Source organism: Pseudomonas azotoformans, from assembly GCF_001579805.1.
Lineage (GTDB): Bacteria > Pseudomonadota > Gammaproteobacteria > Pseudomonadales > Pseudomonadaceae > Aquipseudomonas > Aquipseudomonas azotoformans_A.
The window spans coordinates 2,186,162-2,208,781 of record NZ_CP014546.1 but is presented as its reverse complement, the minus strand read 5'-3'; the positions used below and the strand labels follow the sequence as shown (position 1 = coordinate 2,208,781).

The 22,620-nt window shown below is 61.3% G+C and carries 17 protein-coding genes and 1 pseudogene; 17 read left to right on the top strand and 1 reads right to left on the bottom strand.

Annotation, left to right across the window (positions count from 1 at the left end):
• The first annotated feature begins 16 nt into the window (after window positions 1-16).
• From AYR47_RS10200 to AYR47_RS10140, 13 genes and pseudogenes are all read left to right on the top strand, one after another.
• Window positions 17-1,222: a bifunctional cobalt-precorrin-7 (C(5))-methyltransferase/cobalt-precorrin-6B (C(15))-methyltransferase gene (locus AYR47_RS10200; RefSeq protein ID WP_061435135.1), complete on the top strand. Its 1,206-nt coding sequence runs from the start codon at window positions 17-19 to the stop codon at window positions 1,220-1,222.
• Window positions 1,219-1,938, top strand: coding sequence for a cobalt-precorrin-6A reductase (locus AYR47_RS10195; protein WP_061435133.1), 720 nt, complete (start codon window positions 1,219-1,221; stop codon window positions 1,936-1,938). The genes AYR47_RS10200 and AYR47_RS10195 overlap by 4 nt, the downstream gene beginning before the upstream one ends.
• Before the next feature lie 357 nt (window positions 1,939-2,295).
• Complete coding sequence (locus tag AYR47_RS10190; protein WP_061435131.1) at window positions 2,296-2,604, top strand: type II toxin-antitoxin system RelE/ParE family toxin; 309 nt, start codon at window positions 2,296-2,298, stop codon at window positions 2,602-2,604.
• Window positions 2,601-2,891 carry an addiction module antidote protein gene (locus AYR47_RS10185; protein WP_061435130.1) on the top strand — a complete coding sequence of 97 codons (291 nt, stop codon included), beginning with the start codon at window positions 2,601-2,603 and terminating at the stop codon, window positions 2,889-2,891. The genes AYR47_RS10190 and AYR47_RS10185 overlap by 4 nt, the downstream gene beginning before the upstream one ends.
• A gap of 94 nt (window positions 2,892-2,985) precedes the next feature.
• On the top strand, window positions 2,986-3,381 hold the full coding sequence (locus tag AYR47_RS10180) for a DUF2946 domain-containing protein (RefSeq protein WP_033897357.1): 396 nt from the start codon (window positions 2,986-2,988) through the stop codon (window positions 3,379-3,381).
• Window positions 3,382-3,428: 47 nt separating this feature from the next.
• A pseudogene (locus tag AYR47_RS10175) lies at window positions 3,429-3,912 on the top strand (copper chaperone PCu(A)C).
• A gap of 11 nt (window positions 3,913-3,923) precedes the next feature.
• A complete protein-coding gene (locus tag AYR47_RS10170; RefSeq protein WP_061435128.1) occupies window positions 3,924-4,313 on the top strand; it encodes a DUF2946 domain-containing protein in 390 nt (129 codons plus the stop codon).
• A gap of 93 nt (window positions 4,314-4,406) precedes the next feature.
• Window positions 4,407-6,467, top strand: a complete 2,061-nt coding sequence (locus AYR47_RS10165; protein ID WP_061435126.1) for a TonB-dependent copper receptor — start codon at window positions 4,407-4,409, stop codon at window positions 6,465-6,467.
• 43 nt (window positions 6,468-6,510) lie between these two features.
• Entirely contained in the window at window positions 6,511-7,893 is a 1,383-nt protein-coding gene (locus tag AYR47_RS10160) for a PepSY-associated TM helix domain-containing protein (protein ID WP_061435124.1), read from the top strand.
• A gap of 150 nt (window positions 7,894-8,043) precedes the next feature.
• Window positions 8,044-10,152, top strand: a complete 2,109-nt coding sequence (locus AYR47_RS10155; protein ID WP_061435122.1) for a TonB-dependent receptor — start codon at window positions 8,044-8,046, stop codon at window positions 10,150-10,152.
• Window positions 10,152-10,940: an ABC transporter ATP-binding protein gene (locus AYR47_RS10150; protein WP_061435120.1), complete on the top strand. Its 789-nt coding sequence runs from the start codon at window positions 10,152-10,154 to the stop codon at window positions 10,938-10,940. The genes AYR47_RS10155 and AYR47_RS10150 overlap by 1 nt, the downstream gene beginning before the upstream one ends.
• On the top strand, window positions 10,937-11,884 hold the full coding sequence (locus tag AYR47_RS10145; RefSeq protein ID WP_061435118.1) for an ABC transporter substrate-binding protein: 948 nt from the start codon (window positions 10,937-10,939) through the stop codon (window positions 11,882-11,884). Before AYR47_RS10150 ends, AYR47_RS10145 begins: the two co-directional genes overlap by 4 nt.
• Window positions 11,881-12,891, top strand: coding sequence for a FecCD family ABC transporter permease (locus AYR47_RS10140; RefSeq protein ID WP_033897365.1), 1,011 nt, complete (start codon window positions 11,881-11,883; stop codon window positions 12,889-12,891). The genes AYR47_RS10145 and AYR47_RS10140 overlap by 4 nt, the downstream gene beginning before the upstream one ends.
• A gap of 2 nt (window positions 12,892-12,893) precedes the next feature.
• Here AYR47_RS10140 and AYR47_RS10135 read toward each other — a convergent pair whose 3' ends face one another.
• Window positions 12,894-17,495: a DUF4329 domain-containing protein gene (locus AYR47_RS10135; RefSeq protein WP_061435116.1), complete on the bottom strand. Its 4,602-nt coding sequence runs from the start codon at window positions 17,493-17,495 to the stop codon at window positions 12,894-12,896.
• 313 nt (window positions 17,496-17,808) lie between these two features.
• On the opposite strand from AYR47_RS10135, the gene urtA reads away from it, so the two are divergent.
• From urtA to urtD, 4 genes are all read left to right on the top strand, one after another.
• On the top strand, window positions 17,809-19,074 hold the full coding sequence (gene urtA, locus AYR47_RS10130) for an urea ABC transporter substrate-binding protein (RefSeq protein ID WP_061435114.1): 1,266 nt from the start codon (window positions 17,809-17,811) through the stop codon (window positions 19,072-19,074).
• 136 nt (window positions 19,075-19,210) lie between these two features.
• Entirely contained in the window at window positions 19,211-20,713 is a 1,503-nt protein-coding gene (gene urtB, locus AYR47_RS10125; protein ID WP_061435112.1) for an urea ABC transporter permease subunit UrtB, read from the top strand.
• Window positions 20,713-21,780, top strand: coding sequence for an urea ABC transporter permease subunit UrtC (gene urtC / locus AYR47_RS10120; protein WP_061435110.1), 1,068 nt, complete (start codon window positions 20,713-20,715; stop codon window positions 21,778-21,780). Before urtB ends, urtC begins: the two co-directional genes overlap by 1 nt.
• Complete coding sequence (gene urtD, locus AYR47_RS10115; protein WP_161630258.1) at window positions 21,777-22,610, top strand: urea ABC transporter ATP-binding protein UrtD; 834 nt, start codon at window positions 21,777-21,779, stop codon at window positions 22,608-22,610. The genes urtC and urtD overlap by 4 nt, the downstream gene beginning before the upstream one ends.
• Window positions 22,611-22,620: the final 10 nt, after the last annotated feature.

The following is a 22,620-nucleotide window of genomic DNA, read 5'->3' as shown; positions in this document are numbered from 1 at the left end:
CGTTCAAGGAATCTTTATGTCGCCCTGGCTGACGGTTGTAGGCATCGGTGAAGACGGCTTCAAGGGGCTGGGCAGGAATGCCCGGCATGCCCTGTTGCGCGCCACGCGGATTATAGGTGCTCAGCGCCAGTTGGACCTGTTGCCGGTGTGTATTCGCGGCGAGCGGGAGTTATGGCCGAGCCCGTTTTCCCTGGAACCGGTACTGGCGCGGCGCGGTGCGCCTGTGTGTGTGTTGGCCAGTGGGGACCCGATGTTCTATGGCGTGGGCGCGAGTCTGGCGCGGCAGGTGGCGGCGAATGAATTGCTGATCTTGCCCGCACCTTCGTCGGTGTCGTTGGCGGCAGCGCGGTTGGGCTGGCCGTTGCAGGAAGTGGTGACGTTATCCGTGGTGGCCCGGCCGCTGGCGGCGCTGAATGCGCAACTGGCCAGTGGGGTGCGGTTGTTGGTGTTGAGTAATGACGGGCGCAGTCCGGCGTTGATTGCCGCTTTATTGGCTTCGTACGGGTTTGGGCCGAGCCGCTTGAGCGTGTTTGAACATTTGGGTGGCGCGCATGAGCGGCGCATCGACGGGCTGGCGGTTGATTGGCAGCACGTGCCAATCGCCGATTTGAATCTGGTTGCCATTGATTGCGTAGCCTCCAGCGAAACACCCCGCCTGTCGCGCCTGGCGGGCCTGCCGGATTCAGCCTTCAAACACGACGGCCAACTGACCAAACGCGATGTACGCGCCATGACCCTGGCCCGCCTCGCGCCGATGCCCGGCGAACTGCTGTGGGACGTGGGCGCGGGCAGTGGCTCCATTGGTATTGAATGGATGCGCGCTCATCCGAGTTGCCGTGCAGTGGCGATTGAAGCGGATGAAGGTCGCCAAGGCCTGATCGAACACAACCGCGACGCCCTGGGCGTGCCGGGCCTGCAACTGGTTCGCGGCAAAGCGCCCGAGGCGTTAAGCGGACTGGAGGCACCGGACGCCATCTTCATCGGTGGCGGCGTCACCCGCGACGGCGTGCTCGATACCTGCTGGCAACACCTGCGGCCGGGCGGGCGCTTGGTCGCCAACGCCGTGACCCTGCAAAGTGAAATGACCTTGATGGACTGGCGCGCCCGGCATGGCGGCGAACTGACGCGCATCCACGTGGCCCAGGCGCAGCCGTTGGGGGAGTTTGATACCTGGCGCCAGGCGTTGCCGATCACCTTGCTGGAAGTGGTCAAGCCGCTATGAAGCGCATCCTGTTGTTGGGCGGTGTGACTGAAGCGTTGGCCATTGCCCGTACGTTGGGCCCGGAACATATCTACAGTTTGGCCGGTGTGGGCCGAGTGCCGACTGACCTGATATGCCGAGTGCGGGTGGGTGGTTACGGCGGGCCCGAAGGCTTGGCGCAGTTTGTTCGGGATGAGGGGATTTGCCTGATTCTCGACGCAACCCATCCGTATGCAGCACAAATCAGCCGCAATGCGGCCGAGGCCGCGCAGTTGAGCGGCGTCCCCTGCTGGGCCTTACGCCGCCCGGCGTGGCAGCCGCAGGCGGGAGATGATTGGCGCGAGGTCAGTGATTGGGCCGCGTTGATTGAAGCGCTCAAACCCTTCAAGCGTCCGCTGTTCACGCTTGGCCGCGAGCCGTTGCAGCACCTTGATGAGATCCCGCCGGAGCAGTTCTGGACGTTGCGCGCGCTGGATGTGTACCCGGGCAATGAGCGCTGCGAAGTGATTGGCGCGCGGGGGCCGTTTTTGATCGAGGATGAGTGGGTGTTGTTTGAGCGGCGTGGGATTGATGTGCTGATCAGCAAAAACAGCGGCAGCACGGCGACGGAGCCGAAGCTGGAAGTGGCAAGGGAGTTGGGGGTGCCGGTGTTGGTGTTGAAGCGGCCCGTTCTGGCTCAGGTAGATAGAGAATTTACCACCGTGCCTGAGGTACTACAGGCAATCAACACTCTCTAACCACCACAAATCCCTGTGGGAGCGGGCTTGCTCGCGAAGGCTGTGCGTCAGTCACCAAATCTATTGGCCGACACTCCGCCTTCGCGAGCAATTGCGCCAGCTCAATCAATTGCGCAACGCCGAGCAATTCCTCTCGGTTCAAATAACCCGAAAAATGACCAACCATTTGGCCTTCTCATAAAAGCCGAATCCCCCTACAAACACTTTCGAACCAGCTGGCTGGCTCAGCCAAAAGCCCCCGCCCTAACCTCTCTCCTCGCGAGCTCGCGAGCTCGCACCAGCATCCGCGATGGAGATGCACTGCTTTTGCAGCGCATCGCAACTTGCCATTCTGTATCCCAAGGAATACGATCAAACATGATTCGATTCAAGAGATCCGACGAGTTTCAAGAGTGGCTTGATTCGTCACGCAGCAGGCCAGCCCGCGGTCGTGTGTTGACAAGATTGGATAACGCAACGAGGGGTAACTTCGGAGACTGTGCACCCGTAGGAAATGGCGTATCAGAAATGCGCATCCACTATGGCCCTGGATACCGGGTTTACTTCACACGCGTTGATGAGGTGGTTTACCTGCTGTTGATAGGTGGCGATAAATCCACGCAAAAACGCGACATCCAGCGCGCTAAAGAAATAGCCGATGAATTTGGAATAAGGAATGACTCATGACTCAATTTAAAGACTTCGACATAGCTGAGCACCTCAAGACTCCCGAGGACATGGCCGAGTACCTTGAAGCCTCTTTCGAAGAGGACTCCGGCGACGGCTTGCTGATTCGATCAGCCCTGAACAACATCGCCCGCGCCCAGGGCATGACCCAAATCGCCCGCGACGCCGGCCTCGGCCGCGAAAGCCTGTACAAAGCCCTCTCCGCCACTGGTAATCCCGAATTCGCGACTATCATGAAAGTCATGAAAGCGTTGGGCCTCAAGTTTCACGCCACCGCTATCCGATAGCACTGCGACACCAAACCACATGCCCTGTTTTTACTTATCCCCCACGATCAGGCTAAATACCCCCCTGATCGTTTAACCCTACGGATTGTCCGCCATGGCCCGTCAACGCTTTGCAATCGCCTGGATCGCCTGCCTCGCAGTGCTGTTCAACGCCTTTGCCATGCCGATGGCCAGCGCGATGCAACAGTCCCAGGACCCGGTGCAGCAGTTGCTGTGGGGCAGTTTCTGTTCCTCAAATGGTGCGAGCCTGAAGACCATCGCCCTGGGCCAGCTGGAGATTCCGGCGCCGCAGCAGGACGATCATTCCACCATGCAACATTGCTGGTGTTGCTCGGGCTCGGCGCCATTGGTGGCGTTGCCGGGGCATGTGCCGCAGTTGTACCTCACGCAATTCAATACCTCGCAGAGCCTGCCGCCGGCCCGGCTGCAAAGCCCCACCCCGCGCCAGCAATGGCCAAGCCTCAACCCCCGCGCCTCTCCAACGGTCTGATTTTCTTCGCAAGTGAACTGCGTTTAGAACCGTTCTGGAGAACTGCCATGCTCAAATCTTCCCTGCTTCTGGCTGCGTTGTTGCTGCCGGTGTTCAGTGCTGCCAATGCCGAGGACTACAAGGCCGGCGACCTGGTGGTCAGCGAACCCTGGTCCCAGGAGTTGCCGCCGAATGCGCCGACTGTTGCCGCCTATTTTGTGATTCATAACACCGGCGAATCCCCGGACCGCCTGCTCAGCGTCGAAACGCCGGTGGCGGACAAGGCCCGAGTTGCACGAACACGTCATGCAAGGCGACCTGATGAAGATGCAGCAAGTGCCCAGCGTCGCCGTGCCGGCCAAGGGTGACCTGACCTTCGCGCCGATGGCCTACCACGTGATGCTGCTCGGCCTCAAAGACCGCAGCCTGTTGGCCGACGGCAAGCAATTCCCGCTGACCCTGACCTTCGAAAAAGCCGGCAAGGTCGAGGTGGACGTGTCGGTGCAGAAAGTACCGCCGATGGCCAGCCACGAGCACAAGCACCCGCAATAGGCTGACATTCGATGGGCGCCCCTCGCGCCAGGCTCTCCCCGCACGCCCGCGTAAGGCGCGGCGGTTGGATCAGCCTGTTTGCCATGCTGATGATCTTTATCGGTCCGCTGATTTCCCAAGCGATGCCGATGGATCATCACGCCGGTATGTCGATGGACATGCCGATGGACCACGGCGACTCCCATCATCCAAAAGCCCCTGACGAACACCACGCCCTCTGGTCCAAGTGCGGCTATTGCGACCTGCTCTACAGCTGCCCCGCCCTGCCCGGCGGCGTTTCAACCTTCACCCTGAGCAGTCCGCCACCCGCCAACGCCCTCACCCCCGCCACGCGCCTGGGCCATGCCCGGCAGAGCATCTTCCCCGGCGCCCGCAGCCGCGCGCCGCCCATCGTTTCGTAAGCACTTCACAGCGTTACTTCACCCCGGCCGACTTTAGACAGACAGCCGCAGGCTGCTGGCCGTGTTGTTTACGATTGATTGATGGAATTTGTCATGTCCAGGTTTTCTGCTGACACCCGTTTGGGATGTACTCCCGTGTTCGCCGTTCTGTGCGGCGCACTGCTGGCCCCGGTAGCTCACGCCGACGAAAATGAACTGAGCCCCACCGTCATCACGGCGATCGCCCCCAGCTCACCGCTGACCGTGATCACCAACCCGAAAGACCCGCGCCAACCGGTGCCTGCCAGCGATGGCGGCGACTACCTCAAGACCATCCCCGGCTTCGCCCTGGTGCGCAACGGCGGCACCAATGGCGACCCGGTGCTGCGTGGCATGTTTGGCTCGCGCCTGAACATCCTCACCAACGGCAGCATGATGCTCGGCGCCTGCCCCGGCCGCATGGACGCGCCCACTTCGTACATCTCACCGGAAACCTACGACAAGCTCACCGTCATCAAAGGCCCGCAGACCGTGCTCTGGGGCCCTGGAGCGTCGGCTGGCACCGTGCTGTTCGAGCGTGAGCCTGAGCAATTCGGCGAGCTGGGCACGCGACTCAACGCCAGCGTGCTGGCCGGTTCCAACGGGCGCTTTGACAAAGTCATCGACGCGGCGGCCGGTGGCCCACTGGGCTATGTACGGGTGATCGGCAACCAGGCCCATGCCGATGACTACAAGGACGGCAACAACGACACCGTCGCCTCGCGCTACGACAAATGGAACGGCGACGTCGCTGTCGGTTTCACCCCCGACGCCGACACCCTGCTGGAACTCACTGCCGGCCGGGGCGATGGCGAAGCGCGCTACGCCGGACGCGGCATGGATGGCTCGCAATTCCTGCGGGAAAGCCTGGGGCTGCGTTTCGAAAAATCCAATATCGGCGACGTGCTGGATAAGGTCGAAGCCCAGGTCTACTACAACTACGCCGACCACGTGATGGACAACTACAGTCTGCGCACGCCCTCCGGCACCGGGATGATGGCCGGGCCGATGGCGTCCAACGTTGATCGCCGCACCCTCGGCGCGCGGATCAAGGCCACCTGGCGCTGGGCCGATGTGCAGTTGATCAGCGGCCTGGATGCGCAGACCAACGAACATCGCCAGCGCAGCAGCATGGGCATCGACACCTACAAGGACCTGCCACGGGTCAAGGACGCCAACTTCCATAACTACGGCGTGTTCGGCGAACTCACCTGGTACGCCGCCGACCGCGAGCGGCTGATCACCGGTGCGCGTCTGGACCGCGCCTCGGCCAAGGACTTCCGGCAAAGCACCGGCTCCGGCATGATGACGCGGCCCAACCCGACCGCCGACAACACTCGCGCCGACACCTTGCCTTCCGGCTTCGTGCGCTATGAACACGACCTGGCCGACAGCCCCACCACCCTCTATGCAGGCCTGGGCCACTCGGAGCGTTTCCCCGATTACTGGGAGCTGTTTTCGCCCAACACCGGCGCGAGCGGTTCAGTGAATGCCTTCGACGGCGTGAAGCCAGAGAAGACCACCCAACTCGATTTCGGCGCGCAATACAAAGCTGAAGACCTTGAAGCCTGGGCTTCGGGTTACGTCGGTCGGGTGCAGGACTTCATCCTGTTCGACTACCGCCCCGGCATGATGGGCACCACCTCCCAGGCCCGTAACGTCGACGCGCGCATCATGGGCGGCGAATTGGGCGCGGCGTACAAACTGACGCGCCACTGGAAAACCGACGCCACCCTCGCCTACGCCTGGGGCAAGAACAGCAGCGACGGCAAGGCGCTGCCACAAATGCCGCCACTGGATGCACGCCTGGGCCTCACCTACAGCGAAGATGACTGGAGTGCCGGCGCGCTGTGGCGTGTGGTCGCCGCACAAAACCGCATCGACCCGAACAAGGGCAACGTGGTCGGCAAGGACTTCGATAAGAGCGGCGGTTTTGGCGTGTTCTCGCTGAACGCGGCGTATCGCATCAACAAACACTTCAAGGTCAGCACCGGCGTCGACAACCTGTTCGGCAAGGCCTACGCCGAGCACTTGAACCTGGCCGGCAACGCCGGGTTCGGCTACCCGGCCAGTGACCCGCAGGCCATCAAGGAGCCGGGGCGCACGCTCTGGACCAAAGTCGATATGAGCTTCTAAAAGCATCACGGACATAAAAAATTAATGCCTTGCGGAGCCCCCGATGAGCACTCAAAAGATTTCCTTCTACAACCTGGCCTGGCGCTGGCACTTCTACGCCGGCCTGTTCGTCGCCCCTTTCATGGTGCTGCTGGCACTGACCGGCATCATCTACCTGTTCAAACCCCAACTCGACCCGCTGATGTACGGCGAACTGCTCAAGGTCCAAACCGCCGAGCACGCCCTGAGCGCCGACGAGCAACTGCAGCGCGCCAAAGCTGCTTACCCTAACGCTGCGATCAGCAAATACCTGCCCCCGGCCGACGCCACCAGCAGTGCACAATTCGTGATGCACAACGGAGGCCGCGAAGTGAACGTGTTCGTCGATCCCTATCGCGGCACGGTCCTCGGCGAGCAGGACTCGAAATACAACCTGCAAGCCATCGCCCGCGCCCTGCACGGCGAGCTGATGATCGGCACCGTCGGTGATCGCCTGGTGGAACTCGCCGCCGGTTGGGGTGTGATGCTGGTGGTGTCGGGCCTGTACCTGTGGTGGCCGCGCGGCAAGTCCTCGGCGGGTGTTCTATGGCCTCGCGTCAACAGTCGTGGCCGGGTGTTCTGGCGCGATATGCACGCAGTCACCGGTTTCTGGGGCGCGTCATTGCTGCTGGTGATGTTACTCAGCGGCATGACCTGGACCGGTTTCTGGGGCAAGCAATACGCTGATTTGTGGAACACCTTTCCGGCGGCAATGTGGAACAACGTGCCGCAGTCCGATCAGCAGGCGCGCGTCCTCAATACCGCCAGCCAACAGACCGTGCCCTGGGCCATGGAAAACACGCCGATGCCGATGTCCGGCGACCACGCCGAACACATGAACCACGGCGCCATGCACTCGGGTCCGGCGGCGCCCACCTTGCGCTTGCAGCAGGTGGTCGACCTGGCCAATGCACGTCACGTCGAGCCCGGCTACAGCATCACCTTCCCCACCACCGCCGAAGGTGTATTCACCGTCGCGGTGTTCGCCAACGACCCACGCAATGACGCCACCCTGCACGTGGACCAATACACCGGCAAGGTGCTGGCCGATGTGCGTTGGGAACATTACAACCTGGTCGCGCGGGCCACCGAGACCGGCGTGATGCTGCACGAAGGCAAGATGTTCGGCTGGGTCAATCAGCTGATCGTGCTGCTGATCTGCCTGATGATTTTGCTCAGCGCCGTCAGTGGCGTGGTGATCTGGTGGAAGCGTCGGCCTCATGGCGGGCTGGGCGTTCCGCCGCTGCGCCATGACCTGCCGAAGTGGAAAACCGCGATGGTGATCATGCTCGCCCTGGCGATCATTTTTCCGCTGGTGGGTGCCTCGTTGATCCTGGTGTGGGCATTGGACCGCCTGGTGCTTTCACGCTTTTTTGCGCAACGTGAATCCGCCTCAGGTTCTGCATGAAACAGGCGAGATGCCCGGCGCAGAGCCTTTCTGTAGCCTTGCGCGGACTTTGGCCGCGCAGCGAATAAGTGTTAACTTATAACACTTTCTGCGTTATCGTTGCTCGCCGCGCCCTGCGGCGAGTACTCCTCCTAGAAGACTGATCGACCGATGAACAAGTACCTTGCGTCCGGGCTGTGCCTGCTCGCCCTGCATAACAGTGCCCAAGCCCTGACCCTGCCCGCCAGCCCCGTCACCGCGCCCGCGTTGGATGACGAACGCGTCGACCTCAAGACCCCGACCACCGCCGGCTCGCGCTTGAACCTCACGTCGCTGCAAACCCCTGGCAGCGTCGAAAGCCAGACCGGCGCGCAGATCCGCGAACGCGGCGATGCCAGTGTGCAGGACGCAATCTCCCGCGCCACCGGCATCAGCCGCACCGGCACGCCGGGCGATGGCGGCACCTCGTTGTCGGCCCGTGGTTTTACCGGCCAGGGTTCGGTGATGCAGCTGTACGACGGCAACCGCATGTACATGGGCATGGGTACCTCGACCTTCCCGGTGGACACTTGGTCGGTAGAGCGCGTGGACGTTTTACGCGGCCCAGCCTCGGTGCTGTATGGCGAAGGCGCCACCGGTGCAGTGATCAACACCGTGCCGAAAAAGCCGTTTGCAGGCGAGATCGAAAACCACATCCGCCTGGGCTACGGTTCCTATGATCGCCAGCAGCAAGCCCTGGACAGCGGCGGCTCACTGACCGATACCCTGAGCTATCGCCTGAACCTCAATCGCCTGCGCAGCAACGGTTTCATCGACCGTGGCGACTCCAGCAGCGACTTCGTCAGCGGCGCCCTGCGCTGGCAGGCGGCGGACAACCTGAGCTTTACCCTGGCCAGCGACTACGGCGACCAGCGCCCGCAGAACTACTTCGGTACGCCGTTGATCAACGGCCAATTGCACAAGGGCCTGCGCGACAAGAATTACAACGTCAACAACGATACCCAGCACTACAACGACCAATGGACGCGCCTGACCAGCGAATGGCAGCTCAACGACAGTGTCAGCGCCACCAACGAGCTGTACTACCTGAAAAACCAGCGCCGCTGGCAGAACGCCGAGAACTACAACTTCACCAACGGCCAGCTCACACGCAGCGGCAACTTCGGCATCAAGCACAATCAGGAGCAGGTGGGCGACCGCCAGACCTTCACCTTCAAGCACACGCTGTTCGGCCTCGACAGCCAGACCGTGACTGGCGTGGAGTACAACCGGATTCGCTTTCGCCTGGCCAGTAATTCACCGTTCACAGACACCTTCAGCGATGGCCAGCCCATCGACGTCAACCACCCGGAACCGGGGCAGTTTGCAAGCAACAGCGCGTTCCTGCCGCTGTTCTCCACCACCACCAAAACCGTCGCCGGCTTCGCCGAAAACCGTCTGCAACTCACCGACCAACTGTCGCTGATCACCGGCCTTCGCCGCGACTACGCCCACGTCGAACGTGAGGGCCTGCGCGATGGCAGCCAGTCCGACAAAACCCTCACCGGCAATAACTGGAAAGCCGGCCTGGTCTACGCGATCACGCCCGACACCTCGGTGTACGGCCAGTATTCCACCAGCACCGACGGCGTCGGTGGCCTGATCTCCCTGAGCCCGAGCCAGCAGCAGTTCGACCTGTCCACCGCCAAGCAGACCGAGATCGGCATCAAGCAAGCCTTCTGGGACCAACGCGGCGAATGGACCTTAGCGGCTTATCACATCGTCAAAAAGAAACTACTCACCGACATTCCGGGTGACCCGGACCATCAGCAGCAAGTCGGCCAGCAATCCTCCCGAGGCCTGGAAGCCAGCCTCGACCTGCAACTGCCTCACGCCTGGGCCCTGCAAGCCAACGCCGCCATCGTGCATGCGCAGTACGACGACTTCAGCCAGGACGTCAACGGCGTGCAAGTCTCGCGCGACGGCAACCGCCCGGTGGACGTGCCACGCCGTACCGCCAACTTGTGGCTGAGCAAAGCCGTGACCGACGACATCCGCGCCGGTGCCGGTGTGCGTTATGTCGATGCCCGATATGCCGACATGGCCAACCAGAACGAGCTGCCGAGCTACACCGTGGTCGACGCCAGCGTGTCGTGGCAAGCCATGCGCAACACCACCCTGGGCCTGCAACTGAATAACCTGTTCGACCGCACCTATGCCGTCAGCCAGTACAACGACGGGCAACAGTGGATCCTCGGCGAGCCACGCTCATTCTTCGTGACCGCGGACTACAGCTTCTGATGACTTCACTCACCCTCACCGACCTGGCCTGGACGCCGTCGGACCACGGCCACTGCCATCACCGGTTCCACCTGCGTGATGCGAGCCTGCAGGTCGGTGCGGGAGAGTTCGTCGGGTTGATCGGCCCCAATGGCAGCGGCAAGACCAGCCTGTTGCGCTGCGCCTACCGGTTCAGCAAACCGGAACAGGGTGATGTGCGGCTGGAACATCAGAACCTGTGGAAGCAGAGTTCAAAATGGTGTGCGCAGCGCATCGCGGTGGTGCTACAGGAGTTTCCCGATGCCTTTGGGCTGCGGGTCGATGAAGTCGTCGCCATGGGCCGCACGCCGCACAAGGGCGTGTTCGATGGAGACACCTTGCATGACCGGCAACTGGTGCAAAATGCGTTGGCGTCCGTCGGCATGCAAGGCTTCGAAGACCACGCCTTCGCCACCCTCTCCGGCGGTGAAAAACAGCGTGTGATCCTCGCCCGCGCCCTGGCCCAGCAACCGCAACTGCTGATCCTCGACGAGCCCACCAACCACCTCGACCCACGCTATCAGCTTGAACTGCTGAGGCTGGTCAAGCGCCTCAACATCGGCACTCTGGCCAGCATCCACGACCTGAACCTGGCCGCCGCCTTCTGTGATCGCCTGTACGTGATCAACCACGGACGCATCGTCGCCAGCGGTACGCCCCATGATGTACTGACCGCCGAGTTGCTACGCGAGGTGTTTGGCGTCGAAGCACTGATCGACACCCACCCTTTGTCCGGCTACCCCCGAATCACCTGGATAACCCAACCATGATCCTGCGCTCCCTGCTATCTCTCGCGTTGCTGTTCGGTACTGCCCACGCGTTCGCCGAAGCGACCCATTACCCGGTCACCGTCAAAAGCTGCAACCGCAACGTGACCTTCCAGGAAGCGCCGAAACACGCAGTCAGCCACGACATCAACATGACCCAGATGATGCTCGCCCTGGGCCTCAAACCGCGCATGGCCGGCTACAGCGGCGTGACCGGCTGGAAGTCAGTCACCCCGCAAATGGCCGAGATCCTCGACGGCCTGCCGGAGTTGGCGAGCAAATACCCGTCGGTGGAAACCCTGCTCGACGCCAACGTGGACTTCTTCTTCGCCGGCTGGGACTACGGCATGCGCGTGGGCGGCGACCTCACGCCAAGTACCCTGCAACCCTTGGGCATCAACGTGTACGAGCTGACCGAATCCTGTGCCTTCGTGATGAAACGCCCGGCCGCGACGCTGGAAGACACCTATAACGACCTGCGCAACCTGGGCAAGATTTTCGACGTGCAGGACCGCGCCAATACGCTGATCGCGCAAATGCAGGCGCAGGTCGACGAGGTGCAGAAAAACCTGCCCGAAGGCAAACCCCGGGTGTTCCTCTACGACAGCGGCGAAGACCGCGCCATGACCTCAGGCCGCCTGGGCATGCCCCAGGCGCTGATCGAGGCGGCCGGTGGGCGCAATATTCTCGATGACGTCGATGCCAGTTGGACCCGCGTCAATTGGGAAACCGTGGTGGAGCGCAACCCGCAAGTGATCGTGATCGTCGACTACAGCGAAATCACCGCCGAGCAGAAGCAGGCGTTCCTGATGAATAACCCGGCGCTGCAAGCGGTGGACGCGATCAAGAACCAACGGTTTATCGTGATCCCTTACGTACAAGCCACGCCGGGCATCGATAACGTACTGGCCGTCGAGACGCTGGCCAAGGGGTTTCACGGCGAATGATCAGCCGTCGCTATGCCTTGCTGCTCATCGTCCTGGCTGTGGTGCTCTTCGTCTCCTGTGTCATCTCGTTGGGCTTCGGCCCGGCGCGAGTGCCGGTCGACGTGGTGTGGCGGATCGTGGTGTACAAAACCTGCGGCATCGGCGAGGTGAACTGGCCCGCCGGGCAGGAACACATTGTTTGGCTGATCCGAGTACCACGCATGTTGCTGGGCGCGTTGGTGGGCGCCGGGTTGGCATTGATCGGCGCGGTATTGCAGGCCGTCACGCGCAACCCGCTGGCCGACCCGCACCTGCTCGGCGTGACCTCCGGCGCCACCCTCGGCGCGGTGATTGTGGTGCTGCATGTGGGCGAAGTCGTCGGCTTGCTCACGTTGCCCATCGCCGCCTTTATCGGCGCACTGCTGAGCATGCTGGTGGTGCTGGCAGTGGCCAGTCGCAACGGCCGGCTGGAGAGTGATCGCCTGCTGCTGTGCGGCGTGGCGGTGTCGTTTGTAATGATGGCGGCAGCCAATCTGCTGTTGTTCATGGGCGACCATCGCGCCGCCTCGGCGGTGATGTTCTGGATGCTCGGCGGCTTGGGCCTGGCACGTTGGGAACTGCTGGCGATTCCCGCCGCCACAGTGCTGATGGGCCTGTTGGTACTGGTGGGCATGGCTCGCCCATTGAATGCACTGATGGCCGGCGAACAGACCGCCGTGACCCTGGGCCTGAATGCGCGCAACGTGCGGCTGAAGGTATTTCTGGTGGCCTCGCTGATGACCGGCGTGCTGGTCTCCATCAGTGGCTCCATCGGTTTTGTCGGCCTGATGATCCCGCACATTGCCCGGCGCCTGGTGGGCGCCGAGCATCGACGGTTACTGCCGGTGTGCGCGCTCCTCGGCAGCCTGTTCCTGGTCTGGGTCGATGTGGCTGCGCGCACGCTGATCGCCCCCGAAGACCTGCCCATCGGAGTGGCCACAGCGGCGATTGGCGGGTTGTTTTTTATCGGGTTGATGCGCAGGCGCTGAGATTAGAGTTCGTCTTTTGCACGCCCATACCAGGGCTCGCCGGCCTCCCCACTGACCGTTGCCCATTCGACCCCCAGCACCCCTCGCCTTTTCCAGAACGTGTCAGTGATCAATACCGACAAGCTGCCCAAACGGCACAAATGACTGACCAATGCACTGGGCGCAGGCTCCGCCCGAGCGCTAAGCAGTGTCGACTCCGCGCTCGACACTGCGGGTACGTACTTGAGCAGGCCACCCCCCCGGCAAGATAGGTAGATGCATTGGGCATCAGGGAGATTGCTGATGACCACCGACAGGTAGTTGTTCAGATCCTGCGTGGAGACAAAATTGGGTAGCAGGCTGATGTCCAGTGGTTTGAGACTGCTGGTGTACGGGATTGACTTGAAGAACGCATGCACCGCAGCAATTTTGTAGTCATGCAGGTCGTGACCCGCCGGTATGTCGAACCCGGCGTGCCCGAGCCAGAAGAACCACTCCAGCGTACTGTTGCCAAGCCCGGGCCGGTCTTCCACAGGGTCAATCGCAACAAACCCCGATAGGCGCGGGGGCACCAGCAGGGCCCCCAGATACGTCTTGGCGTGGAACGGCGCGATCAACTGCTGGGCATAACGCGCGGCGTCGTCGGCAAAGAAGAACAGCGGCCCGCAGAACGAATGGAAATAGGGATCACTGGTAAACGTGTGGGCCGCCCGCTTGGGCTGCCACTGCGCATTGACACGCTCCTTGCGCCCCCATATTTCACTAGTGAGCCTGACTTGCAACTCACCGAGCTCAGCCAACTTGACGACATAGTCACGCACCGTCAGCGTGCCATCTCGCAGTTGCGTGGCGTCCTGACTCACCTTTTCCAGGCGTTCCGACACGGACGCCGTCTTGGGCACGGTATACCCAAGCAGCGCGCCGTCAGCGCACAGCAGGTACAACGGCAACGTGTTCCCGTTGCGAGGCGTGGTCATGAACTGCAGCGCTTGGGCAATCCTCGCTGGTGCAAAAAAATGCTGGGCCATTGCATCGTCAGCCGTAGCGATCGTTTCGGTCGACGCACACAAATACACGCCAATAATCGAATAACCCTGGGGTACTTTTCCATCAAGGAAAATCGCCCTCAAATTCTCATGACTATCTCTGAGCTGGGGCTGGGTGGCCATGTAAAACTCCCGCCCGAAGGCCTTGAGTACATAACCGATGGCAACACGCGCCTGTGGCTGCCAACGGCGCTGAATATGCCGCACGGCATCCAAAGCACGGGTAAAAATCGGACCGCACGGCGCGTCAGCAACCGCCGAGATAACCTCCCATGGCTTGGCCTGATATTGATTCAGTGCAAACCTGGGTCTTAACAGCCTGGGGCTACCCCACAAGGTATCGCCCTGCACCACGCGCAACTCGCCGGCGCGGACCACACTCTCGACGAAGTCCTGAGGCAGCAGGGCTTGGGTACGCATTTTCTGTTCTGCGAAATTGTCAACGAAGTCGCCGGTGTAGCGGCCATTGAGATTCAGGCTTTTTTTGAGCTGCGCCTCATCAATAGTGTCTGACAATTGATAGCTGAGTATCGAACCGGTGGGGCCGAACACGTATTGACGTTTGATCTTAGTGGTCTGGCGCAGTAGATGAGCCAGTACCTCAGTGGGAATCATGCTTTGGTAAACGGCTTTTTGCGTCGGCGACAGCAGTATGGGCACCTCTCGCTCCGGCAACGACCGGTAGTTGGCAACGAGGGTACTGCCACCTGGGTAAAGCCCGGTAGCAATCGTAGCATCGGGGTAGACCCAACTCAGTGTCGCGCCCTGAGGAGGAATCAGCAGGGGCTCTGTCGCTACAAACAGCCCATTGACCAACTGCAGGACGACCCCGCCATACGTGCGTTTGTGCCCATTACCGACCAATGTCTGGGCGTGGCGCACGGCATCATCGGCAAACGCGAAACACGGGGTCAAACGGCGCGGCGCAATGTGTTCATAGCCGTTCCACTCAGTACCGACCAGCCCGACCTTGTCCCAGTAAAGGCTGACACGCACCACTTGCAGGTCGCCCCTGGCCGCCCAGTCCTGGATAAACGCCTGCGGTGTCTTCGCACCGGAAGCCAGTTGGGTTTTTGCCTCCCCCAGTAAGCGGTCGGCCTCGCCACCCTTTTCCAGGTTTATAGGCGAGGGTCTATACCGTAACAGCGCGCCGTCAAGCGTGGAAAAGTAAATCGCCATGCGTGCATTTTCATCCTCCAGAGCGCGAGTGAGCGCGGCCAACAATACGTCGGGCATGACGAAATGCTGTGTTAACCAGCCAGAGGCGCCCGACAGCCAGTGAGGCGACCATTGCTGCGAGCGGAATAAGGAATGCAGCCTAAACCCCTCGGGCAGTCGGTAGAGGTCCCGCCGGTGTACACGGGGAAACAGACGGTTCAGTTTGAACAGTTCTTCTACGGTGCGCGCGCCAACCACTTCGGTGGCGATGAACTGTAGCCAGCTTTCATGCTTGAGCACAAAGGCAAAGCACGCCTCTTCCGGCAACCGACGCCCCTGCACTCGCGATTGCACGTCTCGAGCCGCCTCATCGGCGCTGGTAAAGATACCGCCATAGGTTATGTAATCAGGCGGACCGGATCGTGGGGCATAGGTAAAATTGGGCGACCAATCGCTGTAGACCACCGAACGTGGCCCCCACAATGCATTGCCCTGAACGATCTTGAACTCCCCAGCCACGGCCAGGCGCCGCACCCAATCGCCCGGCCGGATCTCACCGCGATCGAGGCGCCGCCCCAGGCTGTTCTCCCCGGCACCAGGCGCGATATTGGCCAGCAGCAACGCTTCTTCAGGCGACTGATTCGGCGTGTACTCCAACAGGCAGTCCTCAGCCCCGGACAAGTACGCCACCCGTCGATCCTGAATGATCGAGTACATCTCTTCGGTGGAAAACACCTGCAAGTTAATCAAGGCTTCGTCCCGTGACCAGCCCCGCTGTTTGACCCACTCGGGGTCGACCATCGACAGCTCCGTGTGGGAGCCATAACGGGCATGCAGTTCGTAAGACTCTGGCGGAATCAGCGGGCCAGGTTCGTTCACCGGAAAAAACAGCGTGGACGCAAAAGGATGCACCACACTTTCCAGCGGTTGGGTGATCACAAAACGGCCATCCGTGCTCTTTAGTACATAGCCTCCGTAGTAGAAGCTGCGTTGATGGCCGACTTGCTCATGGGCATACACTGCCGCATCACGGGCGGAGAAAAACGAGTGACTCAGTGTGGCCGAGTAAAGTGGGCTCAACAACGCCGAGCGATTATCCACACTGCCCACTTCATGCCACAGCCCTCCGGACTGCACCACCCACAGCGGCGTGGCGTCGATCACCCTGCGCACATAGTTGCGCGGGCTCAAGGTGCCTGCGGTCAGCGCCGCCTGGGCGCCGTTGTCATTGATCGTGCCGTCACTCGCGCGCTTGAACAGCTCGGTGGACAACGCCGCCGAAGGCACCTTGAGTTGAAGTAGGGTGTGGTCCAAGGCTCGCATGTACAGGTCCAGCCCACGGCTGGGAGCGTGCAACTTCTCAGTGCTTTGCCCCTGTTGAATCGCCGCGACCACCTGTGCCGGGGAGAAAAACACACTGGCGAGCCAGTCTTCCCGGGCCGACACCTCCTCTTTGGCGTACCAGTCGCTGAAGTAAATGGCCTCCAGGCGATAGTCGAAAGGCAATTGCGGCGTACCGTCAGGGCCTTTTGGAAACACGCCATCCAACGCAAACAACGGCGCATGCCCGGGGGCTGCCACGGTGGCCACGTAGCGTTCTTGGGTGAGGTGCTTGAGCACAAAACCCACCTGAGACTCTGGCGCCGGCGAAGGTAGCGCCGTCATCACCGCCAGCTTCGCCTGGTCGTAGACACTTGAACACAACGGTTGCTCGGTGACTTCGGAGGAGGCAAAGGGTTCGAACACTACCCAATCAGCCGGGACCCGCCCGACGGAGCCTCCCCACCAATCGGTTGACACGATAAAGCTCAGCGAGCCGAAGCTGGAAACCTTCTTGATGAACTGATCAAAGGGGCCGTAAACCCCCACGGGGCTGTTGGCAGGCTTCCCGGCCTGTACCCACAATGCAAAACTGAATTCCGCCGGCGAACCGCTGGGGGTGTGGCGAATCAGCGAACCGTCCGGGCCGGACAAATAAGCCGAGGGGAAAAAATTACGCTCATACACATCCGAGTAAAAGTCCGTACCGGAGAAAAACCCAAGAAATGCCTTGGTCATACGCTCATCGAAACTGGGGTTTCGGCTATTGATATGTGCATGTTGCGCAGGATGGGAGTGGTAACTGGCCACACAGGTATAGCCCGACGGCTGTAGAAAGAGGCCATCGTCTCCCAACGCCAATACATCGCGCAGATCAAACTGCAGGGTCCCACCCTGGAACGGGTAACTTGCGAAATACAGGCCGGCTGCATCGCGCACGATCACCCCGCCGTACTCCACATCACGGCGTTCGCCGATGTGCAAATGCGCCCAGTAGGCCGCATCGGTTTCCTTGATAAACGCCGGGCTTAGCGTGGGCAACTTTGCAGCCCCACGGTTCGAACTGGCTGCCCGCTCTTCGCGTGACAATCTGATAGCCATGACCACTCCTTGAGATGATGCCAGGACACAATGTCCTGGCGCTTCATTCTCGGCACCGGGCACGACGTTAAATCGGTAGATAAGTAGTCCGGTTGTTCGTGGGCTGCTGGCGTGCGCCACACAACGTCAGCAGGCACCACAACAGCCCATCGCCGTGCACACGAGCGTTCAACAAGCGCCACAATGGTGCGCGCCATGGCCCTTCCCGCCCCTCTCTGCCCCTCACCTGCCAGGCTTTGACAACTTCGGCACAGCCTTTGCTATCTCCTCTCCTATCAGCCATCCAAGAAAAATCGGTCACGGAGATTGCACCATGAAGCGTCGCAGCTTGATCAAGGCTTTCACTCTCTCGGCATCCATTGCCGCCATGGGCATGACCTGGACGATCCAGGCCGCCGAGACCATCAAGGTCGGCATCCTGCATTCGCTGTCCGGCACCATGGCCATCTCCGAAACCTCGCTTAAAGACATGGCGCTGATGACCATCGACGAGATCAACGCCAAGGGCGGGGTGAACGGCAAGATGCTCGAACCGGTGGTCGTCGACCCGGCGTCGAACTGGCCGCTGTTCGCCGAAAAGGGCCGGCAGTTGCTGACCCAGGACAAGGTGGCCGTGGTGTTCGGCTGCTGGACTTCGGTGTCGCGCAAATCCGTGTTGCCGGTGTTCGAAGAACTCAATGGCCTGCTGTTCTACCCGGTGCAATACGAAGGCGAAGAGATGTCGCCGAACGTGTTCTATACCGGTGCGGCGCCAAACCAGCAGGCGATCCCGGCGGTGGAATACCTGATGAGCGAAGAAGGCGGCAGCGCCAAGCGCTTCTTCCTGCTGGGCACCGATTACGTGTACCCGCGCACCACCAACAAGATCCTGCGTTCGTTCCTGCACTCCAAAGGCGTAGCGGATAAAGACATCGAAGAGGTCTACACCCCGTTCGGCCATGCCGATTACCAGACCATCGTCGCCAACATCAAAAAGTTCTCCGCCGGCGGCAAGACAGCCGTGATCTCCACCGTGAACGGCGACTCCAATGTGCCGTTCTACAAGGAGCTGGCCAACCAGGGTTTGAAAGCCACCGACGTGCCGGTGGTGGCGTTCTCCGTGGGTGAAGAAGAACTGCGCGGCATCGACACCAAGCCGCTGGTGGGCAACCTCGCCGCGTGGAACTACTTCCAGTCGGTGGAGAACCCGGTGAACCAGAAGTTCGTCGCCGACTGGAAAGCCTACGCCAAGAAACACAACCTACCGGGCGCGGACAAAGCCGTGACCAACGATCCGATGGAAGCCACTTACGTGGGCATCCATATGTGGGCGCAGGCGGTGGAGAAAGCCAAGTCCACCGACGTCGACAAAGTGCGTGAAGCGCTGGCCGGGCAGACATTTGCCGCGCCGTCGGGCTTTACCTTGACCATGGACAAGACCAACCACCACCTGCACAAGCCGGTAATGATTGGTGAGATCCAGGCGGATGGTCAGTTCTCGGTAGTGTGGCAGACCCAGGAGCCGATCCGGGCGCAGCCGTGGAGCCCGTACATTCCGGGCAATGACAAGAAGCCGGATTACGCCGTGAAGAGCAACTAAAGCCCGACTCGGTCAAAAAATGTGGGAGCGGGCTTGCTTGCGAATGCGGTGGATCAGTAACAGATGTATTGACTGACACACCGCATTCGCGAGCAAGCACGCTCCCACACTGTCCGCGCACGATCAGGACACTTGTATGCCTACTGCCTTTTACCGCTTCATCCTCGCCATCCTGCTGTTGCTGCCTTTCGCCGCACACGCCAGCGACGTCGAAGACTTCCTGGCCGCCAACCCGGCCCAACAAGCCAAGCTCCTGCAAGACTGGGCCGCCCAGCCCGATCCGGCACGCATCGAGTTGGTGGATGCCCTGCAACAAGGCCAACTCACGCTCAACGGTGAAACCAAGACCGTGCGCCTGAACAATCGGCTGCGCGGGCTGATCGACAACGTCCAAGCCAGCCAGCAACTGCTCGCCGCCGACCCCAAGGTGCGCCTCGCAGCCGCACAAACCCTGCAAAAAAGCGCGCAACCCGCGCAGCTGAAATTCCTTGATCAGCAAGTCGCCAGCGAGACCAACGAGGACGTGCATACCGCCCTCAGCCTGGCCCTGGCCAACCTGCAACTGGTCGACCCTGACCCGGTCGTGCGCCTCGCCGCCGTGCGTTTGCTCGGCAACACCGGCGACCCGCTGGCGCGCACACGCCTGGAAGCCTTGCTCGCCCCCGGCGTAGAAACCGATGCCGCCGTGCACACCGCCGCCGAAACCAGCCTGGCGCAGGTCAAGCGCAAACTGATGTTCGGCGAGATCCTCGGACAAGCCTTCAGCGGCATGTCCCTCGGTTCGATCCTGCTGCTGGCGGCGCTGGGCCTGGCGATCACCTTTGGCCTGCTCGGCGTGATCAACATGGCCCACGGCGAGATGCTGATGCTCGGCGCCTACTCCACCTATGTGGTGCAAATGCTGATGCAGCGTTATGTGCCGCAAGCCATCGAGTTCTACCCGCTGATCGCGCTGCCGGTGGCGTTTTTTGTCACCGCCGCCATCGGTATGGCGCTAGAGCGCACAGTGATTCGTCACCTGTATGGCCGCCCGCTGGAAACCTTGCTCGCCACCTGGGGTATCAGCCTGATGCTGATCCAGCTGGTGCGCCTGGTGTTTGGCGCGCAGAACGTCGAAGTGTCCAACCCCGCCTGGCTGTCCGGCGGCATTCAAGTGCTGCCCAATCTAGTGCTGCCGTACAACCGGATTGTGATCATTGGCTTCGCGCTGTGCGTGGTGGTGCTGACGTGGTTGCTGCTGAACAAGACCCGCCTGGGCCTCAACGTGCGTGCCGTGACCCAGAACCGCAACATGGCGGCCTGCTGCGGCGTGCCCACCGGGCGGGTGGACATGCTCGCGTTTGGCCTCGGTTCCGGTATCGCCGGGCTGGGCGGAGTGGCGCTGAGCCAGATCGGCAACGTCGGCCCGGACCTGGGCCAGAGCTACATCATCGATTCGTTCCTGGTCGTGGTACTCGGCGGTGTCGGCCAGTTGGCCGGGAGCGTGATGGCCGCCTTTGGCCTGGGCATCGCCAACAAAATCCTGGAGCCGCAGATCGGCGCCGTGCTCGGCAAGATCCTGATCCTCGCGCTGATCATTCTGTTTATTCAGAAACGCCCGCAAGGACTCTTCGCACTGAAAGGACGGGTGATCGACTGATGAACCAGCCATTGATGCTCACGGCCACGCAAAAGGCCGGCCCGAAGGTAACGATCGCGGTGGGCGTGGTGATTCTCGCGCTGCTGCTGGCGCTGCCATTGTGTTCACTGCTGTCACCGGAAAACCCGCTGCATGTGTCGGCCTACACCCTGACCTTGGTGGGCAAGATCCTGTGCTACGCCATCGTCGCCCTCGCGCTGGACCTGGTGTGGGGCTACGCCGGGATGTTGTCCCTCGGCCACGGCCTGTTCTTTGCCCTCGGTGGCTACGCGATGGGCATGTACCTGATGCGCCAGGCGTCCGGCGATGAATTGCCAGCGTTCATGACCTTTTTGTCGTGGACCGAATTGCCCTGGTATTGGGTCGGCACTCAGCACTTCCTCTGGGCCATGTGCTTGGTGGTTTTAGCGCCTGGCCTATTGGCCTTGGTGTTCGGCTTCTTCGCCTTTCGCTCACGGATCAAAGGCGTGTATTTCTCGATCATGACCCAGGCCCTGACCTTTGCCGGGATGCTGTTGTTCTTCAGGAACGAAACGGGTTTTGGCGGCAATAACGGCTTCACCAATTTCCGCAGCATCCTCGGCTTCGGCATTACCGAGCCGGGCACGCGGGCGGTGTTGTTTGGGGCCACGGTGCTGTTGTTGGTGGCGAGCCTGTTCATCGGCTGGCGCCTGGCGCGCAGCAAGTTCGGCCGAGTGCTGACCGCCCTGCGTGATGCGGAAAACCGCCTGATGTTCTGCGGCTACGATCCGCGCGGTTTCAAACTGTTCGTGTGGGTACTGAGCGCAGTGCTGTGCGGGTTGGCAGGAGCGTTGTATGTGCCGCAGGTGGGCATCATCAACCCCAGCGAAATGTCACCGACCAACTCCATCGAAGCTGCCGTATGGGTCGCTCTGGGCGGGCGCGGCACGCTGATCGGCCCGCTGCTGGGCGCTGGCGTGGTCAATGGCATGAAGAGCTGGTTCACCGTGGCGTTCCCGGAATACTGGCTGTTCTTCCTCGGGGCGCTGTTCATCATCGTCACCCTGTACCTGCCCAAGGGCGTTATCGGCCTGCTGAAGAAATGAGGAACGTCATGCTTGAACCTATTTTCGATGCAGGCGCCGGCCGCGATGCCATCGGTATTGGCCAGGCGGCCGGCAAGGGTCTCAACACCCGCCACGGCACCATCCTGAGCCTGGAAGACATCAGCGTCAGCTTTGATGGTTTCAAGGCGCTCAACACCTTGAACCTGTACATCGGCGTCGGCGAGCTGCGCTGCATCATCGGCCCCAATGGCGCGGGCAAGACCACGCTGATGGACGTGATCACCGGCAAGACCCGGCCCAGCCACGGCACCGCCTGGTTTGGCGAAAACCTCGACCTCACCAGCATGAGTGAAGTGCAGATCGCCCAGGCCGGTATCGGCCGCAAGTTCCAGAAGCCGACGGTGTTCGAAGCCCTCAGCGTGTTCGAAAACCTGGAGCTGGCGCAGAAGACCGACAAATCCGTATGGGCCAGCCTGCGCGCACGCTTGAGCGGCGAGCAGAAAGACCGTATCGATGAAGTGCTCGACACCATCCGCCTGACCGCTTCGGCCCAGCGCCAGGCGGGGTTGCTGTCCCACGGCCAGAAGCAATTCCTGGAAATCGGCATGTTGCTGATGCAGGACCCGCAACTATTGCTGCTGGATGAACCGGTGGCGGGCATGACCGACGCGGAAACCGAATTCACCGCCGAACTGTTCAAGCGCCTGGCGGGCAAGCATTCGCTGATGGTGGTGGAACACGACATGGGGTTTGTCGGCTCGATTGCCGACCACGTTACCGTGTTGCACCAGGGCAGCGTGCTGGCCGAAGGGTCGCTGGAACAGGTGCAGGAAAACGAGCGGGTGATCGAAGTCTATCTGGGCCGCTGAGGAGAGCTGA